The sequence below is a fragment of the Mycobacterium sp. genome (genome assembly GCF_052144515.1).
GTDB lineage: Bacteria > Actinomycetota > Actinomycetes > Mycobacteriales > Mycobacteriaceae > Mycobacterium.
Map to the genome: position 1 here is coordinate 30021 of NZ_JBKQQD010000113.1, position 21457 is coordinate 51477.

The 21457-nt window shown below is 64.2% G+C and carries 20 protein-coding genes and 1 pseudogene; 14 read left to right on the plus strand and 7 right to left on the minus strand.

Annotated features, from left to right (window positions below; translation table 11 throughout):
- Nucleotides 1-62: 62 nt before the first annotated feature.
- The 8 genes from ACLP9N_RS07090 (at nucleotide 63) to ACLP9N_RS07125 (ending at nucleotide 6209) form a co-directional block, all read left to right on the plus strand.
- The gene (locus ACLP9N_RS07090) at nucleotides 63-557 is read left to right on the plus strand and encodes a pyridoxamine 5'-phosphate oxidase family protein (RefSeq protein ID WP_442406722.1); all 495 of its coding nucleotides are present in this window, start codon (nucleotides 63-65) and stop codon (nucleotides 555-557) included.
- A 10-nt stretch (nucleotides 558-567) separates the two neighbouring features.
- Nucleotides 568-1590 carry an LLM class F420-dependent oxidoreductase gene (locus ACLP9N_RS07095; RefSeq protein ID WP_442406723.1) on the plus strand — a complete coding sequence of 341 codons (1023 nt, stop codon included), beginning with the start codon at nucleotides 568-570 and terminating at the stop codon, nucleotides 1588-1590.
- Entirely contained in the window at nucleotides 1587-2822 is a 1236-nt protein-coding gene (locus ACLP9N_RS07100; RefSeq protein WP_442406724.1) for a cytochrome P450, read from the plus strand. Before ACLP9N_RS07095 ends, ACLP9N_RS07100 begins: the two co-directional genes overlap by 4 nt.
- A 107-nt stretch (nucleotides 2823-2929) precedes the next feature.
- Nucleotides 2930-3679 (plus strand): amidohydrolase family protein, encoded by a 750-nt coding sequence (locus ACLP9N_RS07105; RefSeq protein WP_442406743.1) that lies wholly within the window; start codon nucleotides 2930-2932, stop codon nucleotides 3677-3679.
- Nucleotides 3676-4119, plus strand: coding sequence for a GbsR/MarR family transcriptional regulator (locus tag ACLP9N_RS07110; RefSeq protein ID WP_442406725.1), 444 nt, complete (start codon nucleotides 3676-3678; stop codon nucleotides 4117-4119). Before ACLP9N_RS07105 ends, ACLP9N_RS07110 begins: the two co-directional genes overlap by 4 nt.
- Before the next feature lie 82 nt (nucleotides 4120-4201).
- Entirely contained in the window at nucleotides 4202-5038 is an 837-nt protein-coding gene (locus ACLP9N_RS07115) for an SDR family NAD(P)-dependent oxidoreductase (protein ID WP_442406726.1), read from the plus strand.
- Nucleotides 5032-5472 carry a VOC family protein gene (locus ACLP9N_RS07120; RefSeq protein WP_442406727.1) on the plus strand — a complete coding sequence of 147 codons (441 nt, stop codon included), beginning with the start codon at nucleotides 5032-5034 and terminating at the stop codon, nucleotides 5470-5472. The genes ACLP9N_RS07115 and ACLP9N_RS07120 overlap by 7 nt, the downstream gene beginning before the upstream one ends.
- Nucleotides 5469-6209, plus strand: coding sequence for an SDR family NAD(P)-dependent oxidoreductase (locus ACLP9N_RS07125; RefSeq protein ID WP_442406728.1), 741 nt, complete (start codon nucleotides 5469-5471; stop codon nucleotides 6207-6209). Before ACLP9N_RS07120 ends, ACLP9N_RS07125 begins: the two co-directional genes overlap by 4 nt.
- Here the strand turns inward: ACLP9N_RS07125 and ACLP9N_RS07130 are convergent.
- Both ACLP9N_RS07130 and ACLP9N_RS07135 read right to left on the minus strand, forming a co-directional pair.
- A complete protein-coding gene (locus ACLP9N_RS07130; RefSeq protein WP_442406729.1) occupies nucleotides 6202-7359 on the minus strand; it encodes a Zn-dependent alcohol dehydrogenase in 1158 nt (385 codons plus the stop codon). The two genes, ACLP9N_RS07125 and ACLP9N_RS07130, sit on opposite strands and share 8 nt — an antisense overlap.
- Nucleotides 7356-8579 (minus strand): cytochrome P450, encoded by a 1224-nt coding sequence (locus ACLP9N_RS07135; protein WP_442406730.1) that lies wholly within the window; start codon nucleotides 8577-8579, stop codon nucleotides 7356-7358. Before ACLP9N_RS07135 ends, ACLP9N_RS07130 begins: the two co-directional genes overlap by 4 nt.
- 132 nt (nucleotides 8580-8711) lie before the next feature.
- On the opposite strand from ACLP9N_RS07135, the gene ACLP9N_RS07140 reads away from it, so the two are divergent.
- From ACLP9N_RS07140 to ACLP9N_RS07155, 4 genes and pseudogenes are all read left to right on the plus strand, one after another.
- Nucleotides 8712-9071: a Rieske (2Fe-2S) protein gene (locus ACLP9N_RS07140; RefSeq protein ID WP_442406731.1), complete on the plus strand. Its 360-nt coding sequence runs from the start codon at nucleotides 8712-8714 to the stop codon at nucleotides 9069-9071.
- Nucleotides 9068-10117 carry an amidohydrolase family protein gene (locus tag ACLP9N_RS07145; protein WP_442406732.1) on the plus strand — a complete coding sequence of 350 codons (1050 nt, stop codon included), beginning with the start codon at nucleotides 9068-9070 and terminating at the stop codon, nucleotides 10115-10117. Before ACLP9N_RS07140 ends, ACLP9N_RS07145 begins: the two co-directional genes overlap by 4 nt.
- Nucleotides 10114-11295, plus strand: a complete 1182-nt coding sequence (locus ACLP9N_RS07150) for an amidohydrolase family protein (protein ID WP_442406733.1) — start codon at nucleotides 10114-10116, stop codon at nucleotides 11293-11295. The genes ACLP9N_RS07145 and ACLP9N_RS07150 overlap by 4 nt, the downstream gene beginning before the upstream one ends.
- Nucleotides 11296-11350: 55 nt before the next feature.
- Nucleotides 11351-12308, plus strand: a pseudogene (locus tag ACLP9N_RS07155) (alpha/beta hydrolase).
- An 11-nt stretch (nucleotides 12309-12319) separates the two neighbouring features.
- Here the strand turns inward: ACLP9N_RS07155 and ACLP9N_RS07160 are convergent.
- On the minus strand, nucleotides 12320-12889 hold the full coding sequence (locus ACLP9N_RS07160; RefSeq protein WP_442406734.1) for a hypothetical protein: 570 nt from the start codon (nucleotides 12887-12889) through the stop codon (nucleotides 12320-12322).
- A complete protein-coding gene (locus ACLP9N_RS07165; RefSeq protein WP_442406735.1) occupies nucleotides 12886-13557 on the minus strand; it encodes a hypothetical protein in 672 nt (223 codons plus the stop codon). The genes ACLP9N_RS07160 and ACLP9N_RS07165 overlap by 4 nt, the downstream gene beginning before the upstream one ends.
- A gap of 165 nt (nucleotides 13558-13722) precedes the next feature.
- On the opposite strand from ACLP9N_RS07165, the gene ACLP9N_RS07170 reads away from it, so the two are divergent.
- Nucleotides 13723-14862, plus strand: coding sequence for an acyl-CoA dehydrogenase family protein (locus tag ACLP9N_RS07170; RefSeq protein WP_442406736.1), 1140 nt, complete (start codon nucleotides 13723-13725; stop codon nucleotides 14860-14862).
- Nucleotides 14859-16088 (plus strand): acyl-CoA dehydrogenase family protein, encoded by a 1230-nt coding sequence (locus ACLP9N_RS07175; RefSeq protein ID WP_442406737.1) that lies wholly within the window; start codon nucleotides 14859-14861, stop codon nucleotides 16086-16088. Before ACLP9N_RS07170 ends, ACLP9N_RS07175 begins: the two co-directional genes overlap by 4 nt.
- A gap of 2 nt (nucleotides 16089-16090) precedes the next feature.
- Here ACLP9N_RS07175 and ACLP9N_RS07180 read toward each other — a convergent pair whose 3' ends face one another.
- The 3 genes from ACLP9N_RS07180 to ACLP9N_RS07190 all read right to left on the minus strand — a co-directional run bounded on the left by ACLP9N_RS07180 (nucleotide 16091) and on the right by ACLP9N_RS07190 (nucleotide 20641).
- Nucleotides 16091-18094 (minus strand): SpoIIE family protein phosphatase, encoded by a 2004-nt coding sequence (locus ACLP9N_RS07180; RefSeq protein WP_442406738.1) that lies wholly within the window; start codon nucleotides 18092-18094, stop codon nucleotides 16091-16093.
- Nucleotides 18095-18328: 234 nt separating this feature from the next.
- A complete protein-coding gene (locus ACLP9N_RS07185) occupies nucleotides 18329-19522 on the minus strand; it encodes an amidohydrolase family protein (RefSeq protein WP_442406739.1) in 1194 nt (397 codons plus the stop codon).
- 87 nt (nucleotides 19523-19609) lie between these two features.
- Nucleotides 19610-20641 carry a hotdog fold thioesterase gene (locus tag ACLP9N_RS07190; protein ID WP_442406740.1) on the minus strand — a complete coding sequence of 344 codons (1032 nt, stop codon included), beginning with the start codon at nucleotides 20639-20641 and terminating at the stop codon, nucleotides 19610-19612.
- Nucleotides 20642-21457 lie beyond the last annotated feature (816 nt).

Consider the following 21457-nt stretch of genomic DNA (forward strand, 5'->3'; position numbering starts at 1 on the left):
GGTACTTACTGAAGTGCTTACTGTAGCGTCTGCGACAGACGGAGCACGATTGGGGCGAACCAATGATCCGGTTGACCGAAGACGAAGCATGGGCAGAAATCGCGGCCACGCACACCGGAATTCTGACCACGCTGCGCCGCGACGGAATGCCGATCGCATTGCCGGTGTGGTTCGTGGCCGAGGATCGCACGGTCGCGATGACGACACCGGCCGGCACCAAGAAGATCGCCAGGGTCCGGCATGACCCCAGGGCCTCGTTTCTGGTCGAATCGGGACAGCGCTGGGTCGACGTGTGCGCTGTCCATCTCACCGGGCGCGTTGAATTCGTCACCGACGAGCCGGCGATACTCCGCATCGAGGAGGCCGTCGACGCGAAGTACGCCGCGTTTCGCCCGCCGGCTGCCGGTCTGCCCGCGGCGACGCAGAAGCGCCGCAAAGCTACTAGCCAGCTCCGTCTATCCGCGGTTCGTGCCCGAGGGCAAGATCCTGACGTGGGACAACGCCCGGATCGCGGGGCGGCGTTCGTGACGTTGACCTTACCGAATTGCTTACTGTAGCTTCGCTTCCATGACGCCGGTGTCGGGCCTGAAGATCGATGGCGGCATCCCCCTTCGGCTCGAACGCGCGGCCGACGGGGCCGCAGCCCTGGAACGAGACGGGTATGACGGAGGCTGGACGGCCGAAACCAGTCATGACCCGTTTCTGCCGCTGCTGCTGGCCGCCGAGCACACGTCGCGACTCGAGCTCGGCACCAACATCGCGGTGGCGTTCGCGCGCAATCCGATGATCGTCGCTAACGTCGGCTGGGACCTGCAGGCGTATTCGAAGGGCCGATTCATCCTTGGTCTGGGAACGCAGATCCAGCCGCATATCGAGAAGCGATTCAGCATGCCGTGGAGCCATCCGGCGCGCCGGATGCGCGAATTCGTCGCCGCGCTGGACGCGATCTGGTCGACGTGGAAGGACGGCACCAGGCTGCGTTTCGAGGGTGAGTTCTATACCCACAAGATCATGACCCCGATGTTCACGCCCGAGCCGCACCCCTATCCCGCGCCGAAAATCTATCTGGCCGCCGTCGGCGAAGCGATGACCGAGATGTGCGGCGAGGTCGCCGACGGCCACCTCGGTCACCCAATGGTCTCGAAGCGCTATCTCGATGAGGTGACGATGCCGGCGCTACTGCGCGGCATGCAGCGAGCCGGACGCGATCGCAACGATTTCCAGGTGTCCGGCGAGGTGATGGTGGCGACGGGGCAGAACGACGCCGAACTGGCGACCGCCACCGCCGCCACCCGCAAACAGATCGCCTTCTACGGCTCAACACCGGCCTACCGCAAGGTGCTCGAGCTGCACGGCTGGGGTGACCTGCACACTGAACTGCACCGCCTGTCCCTACAAGGGGAGTGGGACACCATGGGCTCGCTCATCGAGGACGACATGCTGAACGCTTTCGCCGTCGTCGGTCCCGTCGACACCATTGCCGCCGCCCTGCGAAAGCGCTGCGACGGAGTGGTCGATCGGGTGCTGCCGATCTTCTATTCCGCATCGCAGGATTGTGTTACAGCCGCACTTAAGGAGTTTCGTCAATGAGCGCACCGACGGTCGATGACGCCGCCAAGGTATTCGCAGATCCGTTGGCATACACCGACGAGGCCCGACTGCACGCGGCGCTGACTCACTTACGTCGCAACGCTCCGGTGTCATGGGTCGATGTGCCCGACTATCGCCCGTTCTGGGCGATCGCCAAGTACGCCGACATCATGGACATCGAACGCGAGAACATGCTGTTCACCAACTGGCCGCGCCCAGTACTGGCAACCGTTGAAGGCGATGAGATGCAGGCCGCCGCGGGCGTTCGCACGCTGATTCATATGGACGATCCGCAGCACCGGGTGGTGCGCGCGATCGGTGCGGATTGGTTCCGGCCCAAGGCGATGCGGGCGCTGAAGATGCGCGTCGACGAGCTCGCCAAGATCTACGTGGACAAGATGATGGCCGCCGGTCCCGAGTGCGACTTCGTTCAGCAGGTCGCGGTCAATTACCCGCTCTACGTGATCATGTCGTTGCTGGGCATACCGGAGGCCGACTTCCCGCGCATGCTCAAGCTGACGCAGGAGTTGTTCGGCAGCGCCGACAGCGAGTTCAAGCGCGGCAACTCCGAAGAGGACCAGTTGCCGGCGCTGCTGGATATGTTCCAGTACTTCAACGGTGTGACCGCGTCGCGCCGCGAGCATCCGACCGAAGATCTCGCATCGGCGATCGCCAATGCCCGCATCGACGGCGAGCCGCTGTCGGACCTCGACACCGTGTCCTACTACCTCATCGTGGCCACGGCCGGCCACGACACCACCAGCTCCACCATCTCCGGCGGCATGCACGCGCTCATCGAGAACCCGGACCAATTGGCGCTGCTGCGCGACGATCTCGGCCTCATGCCGCGGGCCACCGAGGAGATGATCCGCTGGGTCACTCCGGTCAAGCATTTCATGCGCACCGCCGCCGAGAACACCACCGTGCGCGGAACACCCATCGCCGCAGGCGAATCCGTGCTGTTGTCGTATGCGTCAGCCAACCGCGACGAGGACGTCTTCGACGACCCCTTCCGCTTCGACGTCCGGCGCGAGCCCAACAAACATGTGGCCTTCGGCTACGGCGTGCACTTCTGCATGGGCGCCGCGCTGGCTCGCATGGAGGTCAACAGCTTCTTCTCCGAGCTGCTCCCGAGGCTGAAATCCATTGAACTGGGCGGTGATCCGCAACTCGTCGCCACGACGTTCGTGGGCGGCCTCAAACACCTGCCGGTTCGCTACTCCTTGACCTGAGCGCGATCGGGCGCGCGCGCCGACACCCCGCCTTTGCGCTCCTCGCGGGTCTTGACGCGCGTACACAACTTTCAGTATTTTCTGAATCTAATGAATAATAACGACGGATTGCCGCCGCCCTAGACGAGCTCGCCTACAGCCAGGACGAACTGAAACTCAACGGCGTGATCCTCTTGACCAACTACGACGGGTATTACCTGGGTGACGCAAGGTTCGACGAGTTATTCGCCGAGTTGAACCGACGGAAGGCGGTGGTCTTCATTCATCCGCAATCCCCGCCAGGGCAAGAGCAATCCCACCTGGATCTGCCTGAGGCCATGCTCGACGTATGTTTCGACACCACCCGCACAGCGTTCTCCCTCCTCGTCAATGGCGTGACCAAGAATTATCCCGACATCCGGTTCATCCTCGCGCACGCCGGCGGCGCGGTTCCATACCTGGCCGGGCGGGTTGCCATCACGGCTTCGATGTTGGCGAATCTCAAGGGAGCGGCGCCGGTCGTGGCCGACGGCATCGGCAAGGTTTTTTCCGTTTCGCACATACTGGAGGAAAAGATGCCCGACCAGCTGAGTTACTACCTCAGGTTCAAACGCAACGTGCTACCCGAAGGACCCGACTACTTCCTGCGACGCTTCTACTACGACACGGCACTGTCGGCCTCACCGCACTGTTTTTCGTCGCTGCTCACCGTCACGGACTGCTCGCATATTGTCTTCGGAACGGACTATATATTCGCAACCGAAGCAGCTGCACCGGCAACCATAAGCGCCATCCACGGCCACGATGGGTTCACCCAGCATGACCTCGATGCGATCGGACGGGAGACGGCACTCACGCTGTTTCCAACGCTACGATGACCGACTGGCAGGACGCATTCGTCGAAGAGCTCGGAGCGCTCGGACCAGAGCTCGGCCTGCCCCGGGCCATGATGCGTATCACCGCCTGGATGATGGTTTGCGATCCGCCCGAACAGTCAGCACGACAGATCCAGGATGGCTTGCACCTGTCGGCAGCCGCGGTCAGCGCCGCCACCCAGCAACTGATCACCGCCCGGATGCTCGAACGTGTGTCACGTCAGGGCGATCGCAAGATTTACTACCGGCTGGCATCGGGAAGTTGGGATGCACCGCTGGCGGCGAAGCTCCGCGCGCTCGGCCGACTGCGCCAGGTCGCCGATAAGGGTATTGCGGCGGCCGGTAAGGGGGCTGACTACCGCCTGATCGAGATGCGAGATGCCTTCGGCTGGTTCGAAGGTCAGCTGGACGAGCTCATCAAGCAGCGCCGGCAATCGAGTTAAGCAGGTGGGTCATCTTTGGCCGGTGCCATGCCTAGCGGGCGGTCAGTCGATGGCCTTTGGTCGAGATCGATACACTCCTCGCGTGACGCCAAGGACGATCGTCATCACCGGCGCCAGTGACGGTATAGGCGCCGCGGCGGCCCGCCGGTTGCGCCAGAACGGCGACAATGTCGTCGTGATCGGCCGATCACAAAGCAAGACCGCGGCCGTGGCCGCGGAATTGGACGTGGACCATTTCGTGGTCGATTTCGCCGACCTGTCGCAGGTGCGAGCCTTGGCGCAGAAGCTCAGTTCGCAGTACCCCCGCATCGACGTGCTGCTCAACAATGCCGGAGGCATGAGCACCAAGATTTGCCTGACACCCGACGGCTACGAGCACACGTATCAAGTCAATTACCTGGCGCCGTTTCTGCTGACCACCCAGTTGATGGATGTACTTCTTGAGTCCCGCGCCACCATCGTCAGCACGACCAGCTCATCGCATAAGTTGGTTTTCCGGGCCACCGTCGATGACTTCGAGAACACGGCCAGGCGCCGACCCGGCACCGCCTACGCTTTGACGAAGTTGGCAATCGTGTTGTTCACCAGGGAACTACACCGCCGCTACCATGCCGGCGGGCTCTCTGTTGCGACAGTGCACCCCGGCTATGTCTCCTCCAACTTTGGACATGCATCCGGATCGCGGTTCCTTGTCTTTGTGCAGCAGCACACGCCATCAGAGCTGTACACCTCGACCACAGACGAGGGAGCCGACCAGCTGGTGTGGCTCGCATCAAGTACACCCGGTGTCGATTGGACGTCTGGCGAGTACTACTCGAGGCACAAGATCGCCAAAGCCAGCCGCTTGGCCAACAATCCCCGCCTTGCCGCCGAGTTATGGGATCGGACCCTGGCCAAGGTCACTGGAACCGCGTGCTAGGCGTACACCACTCGGCGATCTGCACCGCCGATATGCAACGTTCGCTTAGGTTCTGGCGCGACGGCCTGGGCTTGTGCCAGCTGTTCGACCACACCTTTACCGGAGATTGGCCAGAACTATTCGGCGCCAAGGGCGATCGGCTGCGGTCGATCTTCCTGGGCGATCCGCAATCACCCGACTGCGGGATCGTCGAACTGGTGCAGTTGCCGGGTACCGATGAAGCGGTGCCCGCACACCCGGCTCCCCGGTACGGATTCTTTCTGCTCTCCCTGGAGCGCGACGTCGACGAGACGCTGTCCGGCTTGGCCGCATTGGGTTTCTCCGACGGCGTACGGCGCATCACCATGCCGGCCCCGGGCGGCAAGACTGTCTCGATGGCGGTCATCACTGCCCCGGACGGCGTGCTTGTCGAACTGATCGGGCCAGCGCAATGACCGCCCTGGTAACCGGCGGCGCGTCCGGGATCGGACGTGAGGTCGCCGGGCGGCTGCGCGACGCGGGCCACGACGTCGTTGTGTGGGATCTCTTAGACGCCGATATCGCCTGCGATGTCAGCGATCCCGACGCGGTCTCGGAGGCGATAGACCAGACGGTGCGCGAGCACGGTGTGCCCACCCGGATCGTGACCTGCGCGGGAATCGGGGCCTCGGGCCTGCTGCTGAAACAGCAGCCCGCGCAATGGGAACGGGTATTGGCGGTCAACCTGACCGGCACCTGGCTGACCATCCGCGCCGGAGCGCAAGCCATGATCGACGCCGGCGTGGGCGGTTCGATCGTGGCTGTTTCCAGCATCAGTGGCACCGTCGCCGACCGCGATATGGGCGCCTACTGCGTGTCCAAGGCCGGCGTGGACATGCTGGTCAAGATCGCCGCCGCGGAGTGGGGGAGTTACGACATCCGGGTGAACGCCGTCGGGCCCGGTGTCACCCGAACGCCGATGCTGGTGGACGCCCAACGACTTCCCGGCTGGGTGGACGGCCTGAGCGAGCGCACCCCGCTGGGTCGGCTGGGTGAAGCCGCCGACGTGGCCGGCGCCATCGTCGGAGTCCTCGAGCTGCCATGGGTGACGGGGCAGATCGTGCATGCCGACGGCGGCCTGGCGCTGCACAGCCCGATCGACGCGTACGGCCAGATGCAACGGGTGATGGCGAAGAAAGACGGGTTCAGCTGAGCCCGAAATCGATGATGCCCCGGATGATTTGACCGTTGCGCAGGTCGTCGTAGGCGTTGTTGATCTCGTCGAGGCGATAGCGTCTGGTGATCATCTCGTCGAGCTGAAGCTGACCGGTCATGAACAGCCTGGCGAGCCGGGAGATGTCGGCCCTCGGGTTGCACGAGCCGAAGACGGTGCCCGCCAGGGACTTGTTCATCAGGATGAAGTCCTGCAGGTCGATGTTGACGGACCGGGTCAATTGCGAGGACATGCCGGTGAGCACACAGGTCCCGCCCTTGCGGGTGAGCTGCAGCGCATCGCGGACGTCGTCGGGGGTGATCAACGACGGCGAGACCACGACAGCGTCGGCCATCACCCCACACGTCAGGTCGCGGACCAGATCCAGCGCCTCGGCGGCCGTCGCGGCGCTGTGGGTAGCGCCGAACTGCAACGCCGACTTCTGTTTGAACTCCACCGGATCTACGGCGACGATCTGCGCGGCGCCCCCGATCCGGGCGCCCTGGACGGCACCCGTTCCGATTCCGCCGACGCCGATCACAACGACGGTATCGCCGGCGCGCATGCCGGAGCGGTTGGCAACCGATCCATAGCCGGTCGGAATGGCGCACGACAGCAGCGCGCTCGGCGCCAGTGGTAGGTGCGGCTCGATCTTCACCAGTGAATTCGTGGATACCACAGTGTGCTTGGCGAATGCGCCCACCTTCGCCAGATGCCCGAGCGGCTTGCCGTCGGCGGTGTGATGGCGGAAGGTCCCGTCGGTCGGCATTCCCGGGGTCAGGACGGTTGCCCCGACGTCGCAGATGTACTCCATTCCGGTTGCGCACCAGCGGCATTGGCCACACACGGCGACGAATGACATCACCACATGATCGCCCGGCGCGAAGTCGGTTACCCCTTCGCCGACTTCACGCACGATGCCGGAACCCTCGTGACCGCCGATGGTGGGGAACATGGTCGGCAGCCCGAGGGACCGCAACACCTCGTTGGGCGCTGACAGATCACCGTTGAGGATGTGGTCGTCGGAGTGACACAACCCGGCGGCGGCCATCTCGACCAGGACCTCGCCGGCACGAGGCGGATCCAGTTCGAATTCTTCGACAGACCAGGGCCCGCCGACGTCGTGCAGGATCGCCGCGCGACTTTTCATGCGGCCGTGAACGTGACGGGAAGTTTGTTGGGCGAGCGGAAGGTGAGTCCAACGATCCTGGACTCCTCGCCGGTTCCGTCGTCCGGAACGAACGTCAGGTCCTTGACGCGGTCGAGCAGGCTGTTCAGCATCACCCGCGTTTCCAGCCGGGCCAGGTGCATACCCAGGCACATGTGAATGCCGCCGGCGAAAGCGATGTGGGCCTGCCGCGGCCGCCGGATGTCGAATGTGTTGGGGTCGGGCCAACGGCTTTCGTCACGGTTGGCCGAGCCCATGCACATGTCGACTTGTGCATCGGCCGGGATCGTCTTGCTACCGATTTCGACTTCCTCAGTGGTGGTCCGCATGACCATGGTCAGCGGGGTCTCCACCCGTAGCCCTTCCTCGATCGCGGCCGGTATCAACGACCGGTCCTGCTGGACCATCGCCAACTGCTCGGGGTGGGTCAGCAGCAGGTACAGCAGGTTGCCCGAGGAACGGTAGGTGGTTTCCAGCCCGGCGGGTAGCAGCAGGCGCAGGAACGCGATGATGGCCTCGTCGGTGAGCTTCTCGCCGTCGATCTCGGCGGCGACCAGGTCGCCGATGATGTCGTCGGTGAGCTTGCTGCGCCGCTGCTCGACTTGGTCGAGGAAATAGCCGTGCAACTCGCTCGCCGCGGTCAACCCCGCCATGATGTCGGTCGGGATCGAGATGAGGTCGAGGGACAAGCGCCGGAACAGGTCGAGATCCTCTGGGGGGAGTCCGAGCAACACCGAAATGATCCGTGTCGGAAATTCGAACGTCAGCGCCTTGACCAGGTCGGCGTGACCGTCGTTTTTGATCTCGTCGATCAGCTGATTGCAGACCGGCCCGATGACCGACGGTTCCCAGCGTTCCAGGGCCGTGGCGCGGAACGCCTTGGCCACCAGGCTGCGATGATCGTGGTGCTCCTTGCCGCCCATCGCCAGGATGGTGTGCCCCATGACCAATCCGATTGACTTGTCGTAGGCGGCCGAGGTGAAGATGCGCTCGTCGCGGAAAGCCTGGAACAGCGGGTCGTAACCGAACAGCACCCACTCGTCGTTCGGCCGCAGTTCCTCCGGCATCTGTGAGTGGTCGGCCAGGGAGCCGTGCCAGACGGGATCGGTGCGCCGCATGTATTCGAAGAAGGGGTAAGGACTGGTCTCACCGGTGAGGTCGAGGGTGACGAGCTGGTCGTCAGGTTCGGTGCGCAGCGTCATTGCCGCTCCTTCTGGGCACTGGGGAATGTCGCTATCATAGTATAAATAGCAACGAAGCCCAATGGGTTGTGGACGTTACCGTAACGGGCACAGTATGGAGTCGGGTGCTCGTCAGGAGGCGGTGATTCTCAAGTGCTTCAACGCCGATTCGTGTGCTCGCTGGACGAGCTGCCGCCCGGCGGGATGAAGCTGGTCGACGTCGGGAAATTCGGCGTGGGTGTGTACAACGTGCGCGGTGCGCTGTATGCGATCGTGAATTACTGCTCACACCAGGGCGCCCCACTGTGTCAGGGCCTGATCGGCGGCACCAACGAATCCGACCCTGACGGGCCCGACCGGCTCCGTCGGGTCCGTGACGGCCAGATCGTGCGATGCCCTTGGCACAACTGGGAATTCGACCTCGCCACGGGTCAAAACGTCGCCGATCCGCGACGCCGTGTCCGTACCTACCAGGTCGATATCAGCGACGGAGAGGTGTATCTGACCGCATGATTATCGATACCAATGTGCAGCCGCATTTCCGCTATAACGCCGAGATCCGGCGGTATCTCCCCGATGCGCACCAGCTGCGGTCGATCCCCGACGTCGAGCAGCAGTGGTACCAGGCGCCCGGCGGCGACTACCGGCAGGACCTCTACGGAGAGCACTACCCGGGGTCGGAGCCCGAGATCGTCAGTCGGCACCTGTTCGAAGACGCCGGAGTCGATTACGCGATCCTGAACCCGCTGACCCGCGGCAACATCGCCGACTACCTGCTGAACAGCAGAATCTGCGCCGCCGTCAACGACTGGCTGCTCGACCGGTGGCTAGAGCCCGACACCAGCAACCGATTCTTGGGCACCATCCGGGTGAATCCCGAAGACCCCAAGGGTGCGGTCGACGAGATCGAGCGGCTCGCCGATCACCCCAAGATGGTGCAGGTCGGTGTCCCGATGCAGTCACGCGAGCCCTACGGCAAGCCGATGTTCGAGCCCATCTGGGAGGCAGCCGCCGCCCACGGGCTGCCGGTCGCGGTACACATCAACGGCGGCAACGGCGTCGACCATCCACCGACGTTCGCCGGGCACGCGCACACCTACCCGGGATATGCGGCATTCATGCCGCTGAACTACTTCGTGCACCTGGCCACGCTCATCGTCGAGGGCATGTTCGGCCGGCACCCGGGGCTGAAGTTCGTCTTCGCCGACGGCGGATACGACATTCTCACCCCGCTGATGTGGCGGCTGGACACCTTCTGGCTGTCGATGCGCGACCAGACGCCGTGGGTCGACCGCTATCCCAGCGAGTACCTGGTGAGCCATGTCCGTTTCTGCTCGTCGGCATTCGACGGGCCGGTCGAGGTGGGCAAGATGCGGCGGTGGATGGACTTCACCGGCAAGTCCGAGCTGGTGATGTACGGATCGAGTTACCCCCATTGGTCCACATCGTCGCCGGATGTGCTCACTAGTGACCTCAAGGGGCTCGATGCCGCCCAACGCGACAAGGTGTTGTGGCAAAACGCCAGTGAGCTCTATGGGCTTAAGGAGAGGGTGCGATGACCACCATTGAGCGGGTCGACTCGGCGGATTCGTCAGCGGGTCAAGAAGACGAAATAGCGGTCGCCATCGTCGACACCGACGTGCACCCGCTGCCGGTATCGACCGACGTGCTCAAGTCCTACGCGCCCGCCGAATGGGTGGACAAGATCTGGCCGACCGGAAATGCGGTCGCCCCGGTGCCGCATTTCTACGACACCCCCGACTCGTACAAGACGATGTCGCTGCGTATGGACGCGTCCCCGCCCAACGGCGGAGTCGCCGGCAGCGACCCGGATTTTGCCGCCAAACAGTTGCTTCTCGACGCCGGTGTGAGCATCGCGTCGCTGGAGCCCATGTGCGACGCCCAGCTGCCGCAGGCCGAGCATGTGCTCAAGTCGACGTACAACGACTGGCTCGCCGACGTATGGCTCGACAAGCACAACGCGCACGGCCGCTGGCGCGGGTCGATCAGTGTCAGCGCGCAGACCCCCGGGCAGGCGGCGCGTGAAATCGAACGGTGGGCCGGGCATCCGTATATGGCCCAGGTGCTGATGACACCGCAGACTCGCGGAATCCCCTTCGGCAGCCCGCATTTCGACCCGCTTTACGAGGCCGCGTCGCGAAACGGGCTCCCGGTCGCCACGCATCTCATGGGTCAGACGCCGTTCGAGTTGATCCCGCTTTACCCGGTCGGGAACCCCGCGCACTGGCATGATTTCTTCGCGTCCTGGCCGCTGCTGTACGTGTCGCACTTGATGAGCCTGGTGTTCGACGGCGCCTTCGACCGGCATCCCGAGCTACGGGTTGTTTTCATCGAAGGTGGCTTCACGTGGGCGATGCCGGTGATGTCGCGGATGGACCGGATCTGGGAAGCCCGTCGTAGCGACCTGCCGCACGTGCGTCGCCGTCCGTCGGACTATGTGCGCGAACACGTCCGGTTCACCACCCAGCCGCTGGAAGACGCCGACACCGTGCGGTTCCGCGAGTACCTGGAAATGATGGACCTGGGAGACAACCTCATGTTCTCGACGGACTATCCGCACTGGAGTTACGACTCGCCCACGTACGCGATCAACCGGTTCCCGCCCGACCAGCGCGAGCGCATCATGCGCGGTAACGCGACGGCTCTCTACGGCCTACCGCCGACCGTCAAGGCCCTTCCCGAAGAACGGCCCGCGGTTGGGGAAGTCATAGGCTAATCTCTCGGATGTCACGACGCGCAAGCGCGCGTGACAAGCCTGGGAGTAAGAGGGTATGACCCAAACGAATCTCACGCGGCCACAAGGCCTTAGCCGCATCGATCCGGCGCTGCGAGACGCCGCGGCCGAGCTGGGCATCGTCGAATTCCTTAGTGAAACACTGCCCGCCGAGCGGGAGAATGCGAACCGTGCGGCGGCCGAGCGGGCCGCGTCGGTCGACACCACCGGTGTTGCCGTCGAATCGCGAACGATCGCCGGTCCGGGCGGCCAGCAGCTGCAGCTTCGTCTGTATCAAGGCCAAACCCAGTCGCCGACACCGCTGGTGGTGTACGCACGGCGGTGGCTTCGTGACTGGGAACCTCGACACCGACCATGCCCACTGCGTGGAGCTGGCCCGGGAGGCCGGCTGTTTGGTGGTCTCGGTGGACTACCGGCTTGCGCCCGAGTATCCCTGCCCGGCGGCGATGAATGACGTCGAAGCGGGATTCCGCTACGCGATCCAGAACAGCGCTGATCTGAATGCCGATGGCAGCCGCGTCGCGGTGATGGGCCGCGATGCGGGCGCCGCAGTGGTCGCCGGCTTGGCCCAGCGCATGTTCGACGAGGAAGGTCCGCCCATCCTCGTGCAGATCCTGCACCAGCCGATGCTCGACTCCGATGCCACGCCGTCGCGGCGAGAGTTCCAGCGCACCCCGGGCCTCAACGGTCCTGCCGTCAGCCGGGCGTGGGGCCACTACCTCGGCCACGCCAGTGCCAACGGACAGCGCGTTCCCGCGCACCGGGCGAACCTGGAAGGCCTGCCTCCCACGTTCATCACGTGCTCCGAGATCGACCCGTGCCGAGACGAAGCCATCGACTACGCCAACCGTCTGTTGCACGCGTATGTCCACACCGAATTGCACGTTGTCGCAGCGACCTTCAACAGCTTCGACTCGTTGGTACCGGATTGGGTTGTCTCAAAGGAGAACCGGGCCCTGCACGCCCAGACGCTGCGCCGCGCCTTCGACGTGTAGGTCCGAGTGATCTAGACGGGGTCGAACTTGACGATCAGCCAATTGCCGTTGACACGAGCCATTCCCACCAGCACACTGCTGGTCGATATCGCCGGATCGGGGCTGTCTTTGCTTGTGGTCGTCTGGTCGACGTAAAGCAAAACGACGGCCGAATTGGGCCGCAGCTCAGACAGCGCGGCGGCCACCACACGGGCGGTGGTTTTCAGCGACTTCTGTTTAGCCGCCGGAGCCACGATCCGCTGGGTGAAGTCGTTGTAATAGGACAGGAAATCTCCCGACAAGCGTGACCTGGCGGTGGCGAAATCCTTGTCGAGCGACTCGGGTGAGTAGGACAGCAAAGCGACCGTGCCGTCGGATGCGGACCTGACCACCGTCGCGGCGACGCCGGTGTCGGTTTGTTGGTTGGGCCGATACTGCGTGAAGTACAGCGACGTCGTCAGGCCACCAGAGATCAGCGTGAGCAGGACCAGAATGGCGGGAACGAGCTTCACACCGAAAAAACTGCGGCGTGGGGCGCGTCGCGGTTCACTTGCGGCTTTGTTTGCAGCCGAGTCGGTTTCGCTGTCGCGCGCATCCGTCACGGCACGAACTCGACTTTCGACATCTTGTACTGTCCGCCGTCGTCGGCCATGGTGACTTTGAGCCGCCACATCCGTGGCTCGTCCTTGGCATCTGGCTTATTGGTGACGCGTGATGTCGCGCATACCAATACCTTCGCGGAATGCTCGTCCATGGATTCGACTGCCGCGCCGTTCACGGTTCCTTCGGTGATTGCTTTTGACTCCTGCACCACCCTCGTGAAATCGGCAGCCCGCTGTTGGAACTGGTCCTTGAATTCGCCTGTGGAGCTGTCGATCACCCGCTGGACGTCTTCCTTGGCTCTGTTGAAGTCCAGCGAGGTCAGGTTGATGACGCCCTGCCTGGCCCCGGTGACGAACGCCGCGGTGCGCTGCCGTTGCCGGGTGGCCTCATGGCTTTTCCAGACCATGTATCCGCTGGCCGCGGTGAAGCCGAGGATGAGAATGATCGCGACCGGTTTGGCAAGCGTCGAGGCCGACGGCATCCGCGACCGGCGGCGCGCCGGCTCATTGGCACCCGCGACAGTCTCGTCCAGGGCTAGCGCCTCACGTCGCAGCCGGGCGGCGCGGGCTCGGGTACGCGCGGCAGCCGCCAGTGCTTCGGCTTCGGCGGCCTCTGCTTCCGCTTCTGCGACCAACGCCATCGCTTCGGCTTTGGATTTAGGCGTCATTATCGATTGAGCTCCGGTATCACTTACGGTATCGGCCATTGCTACCATCGGAGTCGCCAGCCAACTCCGACGAAGACCGATCAGGCGAATGATAATTCACCCGAACTATCCCCCTTGCTTGCTCCGCAGCGGTGAACCCATGTTAAGGAAGAACCCCCCGGCACCATGACCGCTGTCGACTCTCCCGAAAAGATACTCTTCGCCTCAACCACTCAAGCTTTTCTGCACAAAGAGGCGCCACTGCGCCATGTCCGGGAGTTGCACGCCGCGGGTGCGTCCTTCGACCCGGCGTGGTGGCGGAGGGCCGCTGAACTCGGGTGGACGAGTCTGCTCGTTCCGGAAGAGTTGGGCGGCGGCAGCGTTTCGGAAAGCGGTATTGCGGATCTGGCCATGGTCGCCGAACAGCTCGGCAAGACGGTGGCACCCGGACCCCTGTATCCGGTCAGCGTCGTCCTGGCGGGACTGGTCGACTGCAGCGACTCGCAAGCGCACTCCGAGATCATCGAATCGCTGATGTCGGGTGAAACGGTGGCGTCGTGGGCGGTTTCCGAGCCGGGCCGCGGCTGGGCGCCGTACGAGCCGTCGGTGACCGCCACCCCCACCGACTCCGGCTACCGCATCGACGGCATCAAAGACCGTGTCGAGGCGGGCGCTCAGAGTGGTGTGCTACTGGTGGTGACGCGATGCGGTGACGAGGTACGCCAGTTCCTGGTTCCGACGGACGCGGCCGGCGTCCGGGTCGTAGCACAGCAGTCAATCGATCTGGTCAAGCACTATGCGCGGGTGCACTTCGACGGTGTGCTTGTGGAGCCGTCCGCGGCTGTCGGCACCCCCGCCGAGACCGCCGCGCTGATCGACCGGCAGAGCCAGATCGCGCAGGTGCTGCAGTGCGCCGAGGTGGTCGGCATCCTGCAAACGGTATTCGACTTCACTGTCCAGTGGGCGCTCGACCGGTACACATTCGGCCGGCCCCTGGCGTCCTACCAAGCGCTCAAACACCGGTTCGCCGATATGAAGATGTGGCTGGAAGCCTGCCGCGCGACGACGGCCGCGGCGGTCTCCGACGTCGCCGACCGCTCGGCGGGAGCGGACCTGTCGGCCAGCATCGCCAAGTCCTATGTGGGTGAGATGGCGGGCCAGATTATTCAGGCTTGCGTGCAGATGCACGGTGGCATCGGCGTCACTTGGGAACACGACCTGCACCTGTACCTGAGGCGGGTTACGTTGTACCGCTCCATGTTTGGCACCCCGGAGGAACACAACCTGCGGGTCTTCGAGGCGGAGAAAGCCAGCCGAGGCGCATGACCGAATCGGTTGCCGAGTTCGCCGCCCGAGCCCGAACGTGGCTGGCGGACAACATGCCTGCCATCGATCCCGAGTCGCCGCCAGCCGCCCCACGCGACGAGCAAGGCCCGTGGCAACGAGCCCGAGAACTGCAAAAGCGGCTGTATGAAGGCGGATTCGCGGGAATCTGTTTTCCCCGCGAGTATGGCGGACTGGGCCTGGACTACGAATATCAGAAGGCGTTCGACGAGGAATCCCTCAACTACGAGATGCCGCTGATCCTCAACGTGCCGACGTTCGCCATCTGCTGCGCCACACTGCTCGACACGGGCAGTGAAGGCCAGAAAAATCAGCACATCGCGGCCGCCCTGCGGGGCGACGAGGTGCAGGTGCAACTGTTGTCCGAACCCAGCGGCGGATCGGATCTGGCCGGTGTGATCACTCGGGCCGACCGGCAGGGCGACCGGTGGGTGATCAACGGCGCCAAGACATGGAGCACCAGCGCGTTCGCCGCCGACTACGGATTGTGTCTGGCCCGCACCAATTGGGATGTGCCCAAACATGATGGCCTGACCATGTTTCTGGTGCCCATCGCCCATCCGGGAATCACATTGCGGCGCATCACGCAGGTGAACGGTGGCTCCGAGTTCTGCGAGGAGTTTCTGGACGGGGTCGACGTAGACGACGACGCCGTGGTCGGCGAGGTCGATGGCGGCTGGGCGGTGGCGTCGCGGCAGCTGTACCACGAGCGCCGGGCGGTCGGGCAGGGCTCGGAATTCGCCAGCGGCTCCGGCAGCGAGGGCGGTCACACCACGCCGGTCGACTACGCCGACCTGGCGGCGAAGACCGGGCAGGCCGACAGCGAGCGCGTGCGCCAGATGGCCGGTCGCGCACTGACGCACCGCGTGGTCGCCGAACAGCTGATCGATCATGTGTACCGCAATGTCAGGGACGGCATACTGCCGCCGGCCGCCGGGACGCTGATCAGGCTGTTTCACGCCGACACCGTGATGCTGGAAATGGACACAGCGATGGCGATCGCGGGAGCGGCAGGCGTTGTCGGGGAGTACGGCGAGGGCCTGCAGACCGGGCTGCGATACCTGGCGCGGCAGTCGATCGCTATCGGCGGCGGCACGACCGAGATGGCCCGCAACGTCATCGGCGAACGGGTCCTGAACTTCCCACGGGAGTACGCCGCCGACCGGGGGGTGCCGTTCAATCAGGTGCGGCACGGCCGGGCGGGCTGACGCTATTCTTCGGCGAAGATGTTTTCGGCGTCGCCGCTGGCCTCGTCGCTCGCCTCGCCGGCCTCGCTGACGAAGGGTATCTGGACCAGCGACAAGACGTGGTGCGCGGGGCTCCCGGGCGGAGCAACCAGTACACAGTCGCTGCCCTGACTCCGCGCCCGGTCGCGGGCGGCGGCCAGGGCGCTGACTCCCGCCGACCCGAGGTGGGTGACTGCGCTGAGATCGATCGTCAAAGGTGCTATGCCAGAGCGGCTTTCGACTGCGATCTGGCGTTCCAGGGTAGGCGCAGTGTTTGCATCGATATCACCGCTGACGACGATACGGCCGGCCAGTTCTCCCGAGCCGACCATCGAGACGAATTCGCAGTCGATTGCTCGTTGATAAGTTGAGCGGCTGACCACTGTGGCGGTGACGAAGTTGGCGGGTCGCGACAGACGATGTGTCAGCGTCGCAGTGGTGCCATCGGGTCCAGACGTCACGCGCGAATGGGACACCAGGGCTTCGGCCATCGCGAGTCCGCGTCCGCGGCCCTGCTCGCCTTCCCGGTAGTCCTTCCACTGGCCGCGGTCGGTCACCGAGGCGCGCAGGTTGCCATCCCCGCCCAGCGATGCCTCGACGACAACACCGTCGGAAACCTCGGTGCTGTAACCATGTTCGACCGCGTTCTCGACGAACTCGGACATCGCGTGTACGACTTCGGAGATGTCGGAGGCGTCGGCGCCGATCTCTGCCAACCATTCACGAAGCCCGGCGCGGACCTTGCGTGCGGCGTGAAGTGTCGCATCCAGCGTCATGTGCAGCGGAGGCGGTGGTGTACGCCGTTGTGCCGCAAGCAGAGTGACGTCGTCGTTATAACCGGTCGACCGGAGCAGCAATTCGAGTGTCTCGGAACAGATGCGGTCGATGGATCGCGTCGGGGAGTCGATGACGAAGCCGCTGGCACCGCTGGCGATATTCGCCGCCAGATCGGCGAATTCCGCGGTGCTGGCACCCAGCGGACGGCCCGGGCGCTCGATCAGGCCGTCGGTGTAGAGCAGGATCGAGTCGCCCACGCTGAGCATTTCGGTGCGCACCGGGAAACCGACGCCGCTTCCGAGCGGACCCGCGCCGGATGGTTCCACATACCGCGAGCTCGCGTCGGCGGTCACCAGCAGCGGCGGCGGGTGTCCGGCGGTGCAGTAAAGGAATTCACCCGTCGCGAAGTTGAGCGAGCCGACGCACAACGTGGCCGACTTCGATCCGGGTACGTGTTCGCGAAAGTGGTCAACCGCCTCGAGCGCTTCGACGATGGTGTGCCCCGCCGCGATCTGCATGCGCACCGCGGTCCGCAATTGCGACATCACCGCCGCGGCTTCGACACCATGGCCGACGACGTCGCCGACGACGAGCACCAATCGATCCCCGAGGGCCATTGCATCGAACCAGTCGCCGCCGGCCGCGGTGTCCTCCGCGGCCACGAGGTACTCCGCCGCAATGTCGACGCCGGGAACGACGGGCACAGACGGGGCCAGCAACGCCTGTTGCATAACGGTCGCGGAATCCCGGGCGTTGCGGTACCGCTCGGACAGCTCTTCGACGCGCGCCTCGGCGGCCAGCCGTGCTTGCACCCGGTTCGTCACGTCGTCGAAGACGAGCTGGACCCCCTCGATCGACCCGTCCGTGCGGCGACGCGGCGTCACGACGAAGTCGAAGTATCGCTCCTGCAGTCCCGAACCGTCGGCGTCAACCTGTAGCCGCCACTCTGCTCCGGTTTGTGGCTCACCGGTTTCGTACACCCGGTCGAACATGTGGTAAATCTGCTGGCTCTCCAGCTCGGGAAAGACTTCGCGTGCGGTGAGCCCTACAGCGTTGAACGTCGAATTGAACGAACGATAGGCGGCGTTGACCGCGATGAACCGGTGGTCGGGCCCCTCCAGGCCCACTATCGACGCGGGGACGTTCTCGAAGATGCGCCGGACGTCTTCGGCTTTGCCCACCGTTTCGTCCCAGTCGATTTCGGCCGCCATTTGGCCGTCCCTCCTAGGACTTTTGCACGGACCCCACTACGGACCTCGTTCACAAACGACACAACTGCGCTGCGACTTCGCCGAAGCGCAGCTTCCAGATTATCAATCCGGGCTCAGATGCCACTCGCAGCAGTTTGCGGGCGCGTCGCCGAGCTCACGCCGCGGCCGGGGCTGGCACGGCGCCTGTGAGGGGCGTAGCAGTTATCGCCGCAATTGGCGGCTCCCCAACGGGGATCAGGCTGAAACAGGCTTCGAGACCTTCATCAGCTTCATCAAGTTGCCGCCCATGATCTTGGCGACGTCCTCTTCATCGAAGTCGGTCAGCTCGTCGACGAAGGTGATGGGGTCCTTCAGGCCCTCAGGGTGCGGCCAGTCTGACCCGAACAGCACCCGGTCGGTGCCCACCATCTTGACGATCTCGCTGAACCGGTCCTCCCAGAACGGGGTGATGTACACGCACCGCTTGAACGCCTCGATCGGGTCCTCGCTGAACGCCTGCGGCATCTTCTTGTAGACGCCCTTGAGGCCCTTGAACAGGTTCGGCACCCAGTCGGCGCCGTTTTCGATGGACAGGATCCGCAGGTCAGGGTTGCGCGACAGCGCGCCGTGACAAATCAGGGCGCCGAATGCGTCTTCGACAGGCCGATGGCCCATCGCCAGGCTCCGGAAGGCGGTCGGCTTGAACGGCAGGAATTCGTCGCCGGGCTCCCAGATGTTGAGCAGCTCCGAGTAGCCGCTGTCGGAGGCGTGCATCGAGACCGGGATCTCGGCCTCGACGCAGGCCTGCCAGAACGGGTCGAACTCCTCGAGTCCGAACGACCGGCTGCCGCGGAAGCCGGGCACTGGCGCCGGGCGGACCAGCACGGTGCGTGCGCCGCGCTCGAGGCACCAATCGAGCTCTTCAAGCGCGCGGTCGACGATGGGCAGGGTGATCACCGGGGTGGCGAAGATGCGCTCCTTGTAGTTGAACGACCATTGCTCGTACATCCACTCGTTGAGCGCATGGATGACGTCGTGGGTCATCTCCGGGTCGTCCTTCATCCGCTCTTCAACCAGGCTGGCCAGTGTCGGGAACATCAGCGCGTAGTCGATGCCGAGCTCGTCCATGACCTCGAGCCGCGCGCCCGGCTCCCGAAAAGCGGGGATGGCCTTCATCGGCTCGCCCAGGATCTCGCGGTAGCTCTTGCCCTGTGCGCCGTTGCGGAAGTAGTCCTCTTGGGCGCCCGGGCGGGCCACCACCTCAAAGGTCGGGTTGGGAATGTACTCGCTGATGTGGCCCCGGACCACGATCTTGGTGCGACCACGGACCTGCACGTAGTCGATCACGTTCTTGCGCTTGTCGGGCAGGAACTTGGTGAGCGCTTCCTGCGGTTCGTACATGTGGTTGTCGGCGTCGAACACGGGGAAGGAAAGCTCGCGAGAGGGCATGGCGATCTCCTCTGGAAAGTCTGAATTCTCGGTATGTGGTAATGACGTTACCACTTCTGCGCAACAAGGTGTACCGGGGCCTGTTGCCTATGCCTCCGGCCAGCTGGGCAGCTTTGGTGTCGTTCCGTGGATCACCGCGAAGTTCACGGTCGCCGTCGCCAGGAGTTCGTCCTCGCCGTCGCCGTAGATGTCGACCTGCATGACCATCGCCCGCCGGCCGGACCGCAGCATCCGGGGCACCGCGAATGCAGAGCCCTGCCGGATCGGCCGCAGGTAGCGGACGAACAGGTCGGCGGTCGTCATGGTGGTGCCCGGCTGCAGGTAATTCAGCCCGAACTGTCCACCTGCGACGTCGACCAGCGTGGCGATCAAGCCGCCCTGAAGCGCGCCGGAGGTGTTGATTACCTGAGGGCTGACCGGCATTGTCATCGCGAACTCGCCATTGCGGGTACCAGGACGCATCCCGATCAGAGCGAACAATTCGGCCAGCGAGGGTGCGGCAGCCTCGTCGTCGGTATCGCGGATGCCGAGGGCGCGGCTGCAGAATTCATACAGCTGGCCGTCGTCGACCGGCGTTCCGTTCAATTCCGTGCCCAGCCAATGCAATCGTTGCGCGCCCATCACCGTCTGCATCACGATGGCGGCCGCCGCACCCACATCCAGTCCGGGGTTAAACACGCCCTCGGTGATGCCCTGCCCCACGATGTCGCGAATCAGTTGATGCAGGGGGGACAGCACTCGCGCATATTCGCGAGGACGGGTCTCGGCCAAATGCTGGTTGTACAGAGTTAATGCACGATTGAGGCTGTCTTGGGTGGTTGATTCCGGTTGTTGGCTGATGCGGTCGATCAGAAATTTCAGTGCGGCGGTGCTGTCCAATCCGGTGGTCTCGGCGCGCCAGATTTGCACCGACTGCGCGATAGTCCTGTCGAAAAGCGCGAGCAGCAATTCGTCCTTGCCGGAGAAATGTTGGTAGAAAGCCCGCAGTGAGGTCTTCGAGCGTGCGACGACCTCCTGCACCGTGAAGTCGGTGCGTCCGGTTTCGCCGAGTATCTCGACCGCCGTCTTGATAAAGCGGTCGGCGCGCGTCACTTCGGCTTCGTCGCTGGGGCCGGCCATGGGCGGTATCTCCTCTTCGGCTGCGCTGTATACAACGCGTCGAGAATGAGGTTACCGCGTTCGGGACGATATCCGCGAAGCTGGAAACGGCGGCGGCTTGTGGTCGGTCTGGGTGAGGCTGGCCACGGCACACCGCCGGTGGACAGGCACAAACCCGGGTGCAGCAGAGGCCCGGGCCCGGTTGGTGGCGCGAACAAGTCGAGTAGTGGTCGAGTAGTGAAGTACTCGTGTCCGCGCGCGTGCTCGGTGAAACGATGGCCTCAACCGCCCGGTCTGGCGCCGGATCAAGAGTCGAGGTGCATCATGAACAACCTCACCACTGTGTGCCTTCGCCCAATACTGCGACTTATGCCACGGAGCACGCGAAGCGACAGTCACGGCGGACCGCGTGGCGGTCTAACGGCTGGCCAAACACCGAGCACACCACTCAACCGCAGTTCCATCCTCGTTCCTTGCGCCGTGTGCATTGAAGCTGGGCGCGTAACAGAAGCCACCCACCAAACGAGGGACCAGCTGTGCGGCTGCGACAAACACATCCAGGAACTGGAACAACACGGGCGCGCCGCTGTACGCCGACAACGACGTGCCGCGGTACGCCGACAGCGAAGCGCAGAACCGCATGGATATAGGGACCGTGGAGCACCACCTGCGCGCGGAACGACTGGCGACCGACCGGCAAGCTTGCGCGACTAGTGCTCCGTCTGTTAAATAATGCGGTAGTTTGTAGTATGCCTGTTATGACTGCCGCGGCGATGCCGGTCACCGATGAGCAGCGCGCGCAGTTGGAGCGGATGGCGTCGTCGACGTCGTTGCCAC

Bases quoted from the DNA above. Each gene is read 5' to 3' on its own strand.
- ACLP9N_RS07090 (WP_442406722.1), top strand. From the start codon at position 63: ATGATCCGGTTGACCGAAGACGAAGCATGGGCAGAAATCGCGGCCACG.
- ACLP9N_RS07095 (WP_442406723.1), top strand. From the start codon at position 568: ATGACGCCGGTGTCGGGCCTGAAGATCGATGGCGGCATCCCCCTTCGG.
- ACLP9N_RS07100 (WP_442406724.1), top strand. From the start codon at position 1,587: ATGAGCGCACCGACGGTCGATGACGCCGCCAAGGTATTCGCAGATCCG.
- ACLP9N_RS07110 (WP_442406725.1), top strand. From the start codon at position 3,676: ATGACCGACTGGCAGGACGCATTCGTCGAAGAGCTCGGAGCGCTCGGA.
- ACLP9N_RS07125 (WP_442406728.1), top strand. From the start codon at position 5,469: ATGACCGCCCTGGTAACCGGCGGCGCGTCCGGGATCGGACGTGAGGTC.
- ACLP9N_RS07130 (WP_442406729.1), bottom strand. From the start codon at position 7,359: ATGAAAAGTCGCGCGGCGATCCTGCACGACGTCGGCGGGCCCTGGTCT.
- ACLP9N_RS07135 (WP_442406730.1), bottom strand. From the start codon at position 8,579: ATGACGCTGCGCACCGAACCTGACGACCAGCTCGTCACCCTCGACCTC.
- ACLP9N_RS07145 (WP_442406732.1), top strand. From the start codon at position 9,068: ATGATTATCGATACCAATGTGCAGCCGCATTTCCGCTATAACGCCGAG.
- ACLP9N_RS07150 (WP_442406733.1), top strand. From the start codon at position 10,114: ATGACCACCATTGAGCGGGTCGACTCGGCGGATTCGTCAGCGGGTCAA.
- ACLP9N_RS07165 (WP_442406735.1), bottom strand. From the start codon at position 13,557: ATGACGCCTAAATCCAAAGCCGAAGCGATGGCGTTGGTCGCAGAAGCG.
- ACLP9N_RS07170 (WP_442406736.1), top strand. From the start codon at position 13,723: ATGACCGCTGTCGACTCTCCCGAAAAGATACTCTTCGCCTCAACCACT.
- ACLP9N_RS07175 (WP_442406737.1), top strand. From the start codon at position 14,859: ATGACCGAATCGGTTGCCGAGTTCGCCGCCCGAGCCCGAACGTGGCTG.
- ACLP9N_RS07180 (WP_442406738.1), bottom strand. From the start codon at position 18,094: ATGGCGGCCGAAATCGACTGGGACGAAACGGTGGGCAAAGCCGAAGAC.
- ACLP9N_RS07185 (WP_442406739.1), bottom strand. From the start codon at position 19,522: ATGCCCTCTCGCGAGCTTTCCTTCCCCGTGTTCGACGCCGACAACCAC.
- ACLP9N_RS07190 (WP_442406740.1), bottom strand. From the start codon at position 20,641: ATGGCCGGCCCCAGCGACGAAGCCGAAGTGACGCGCGCCGACCGCTTT.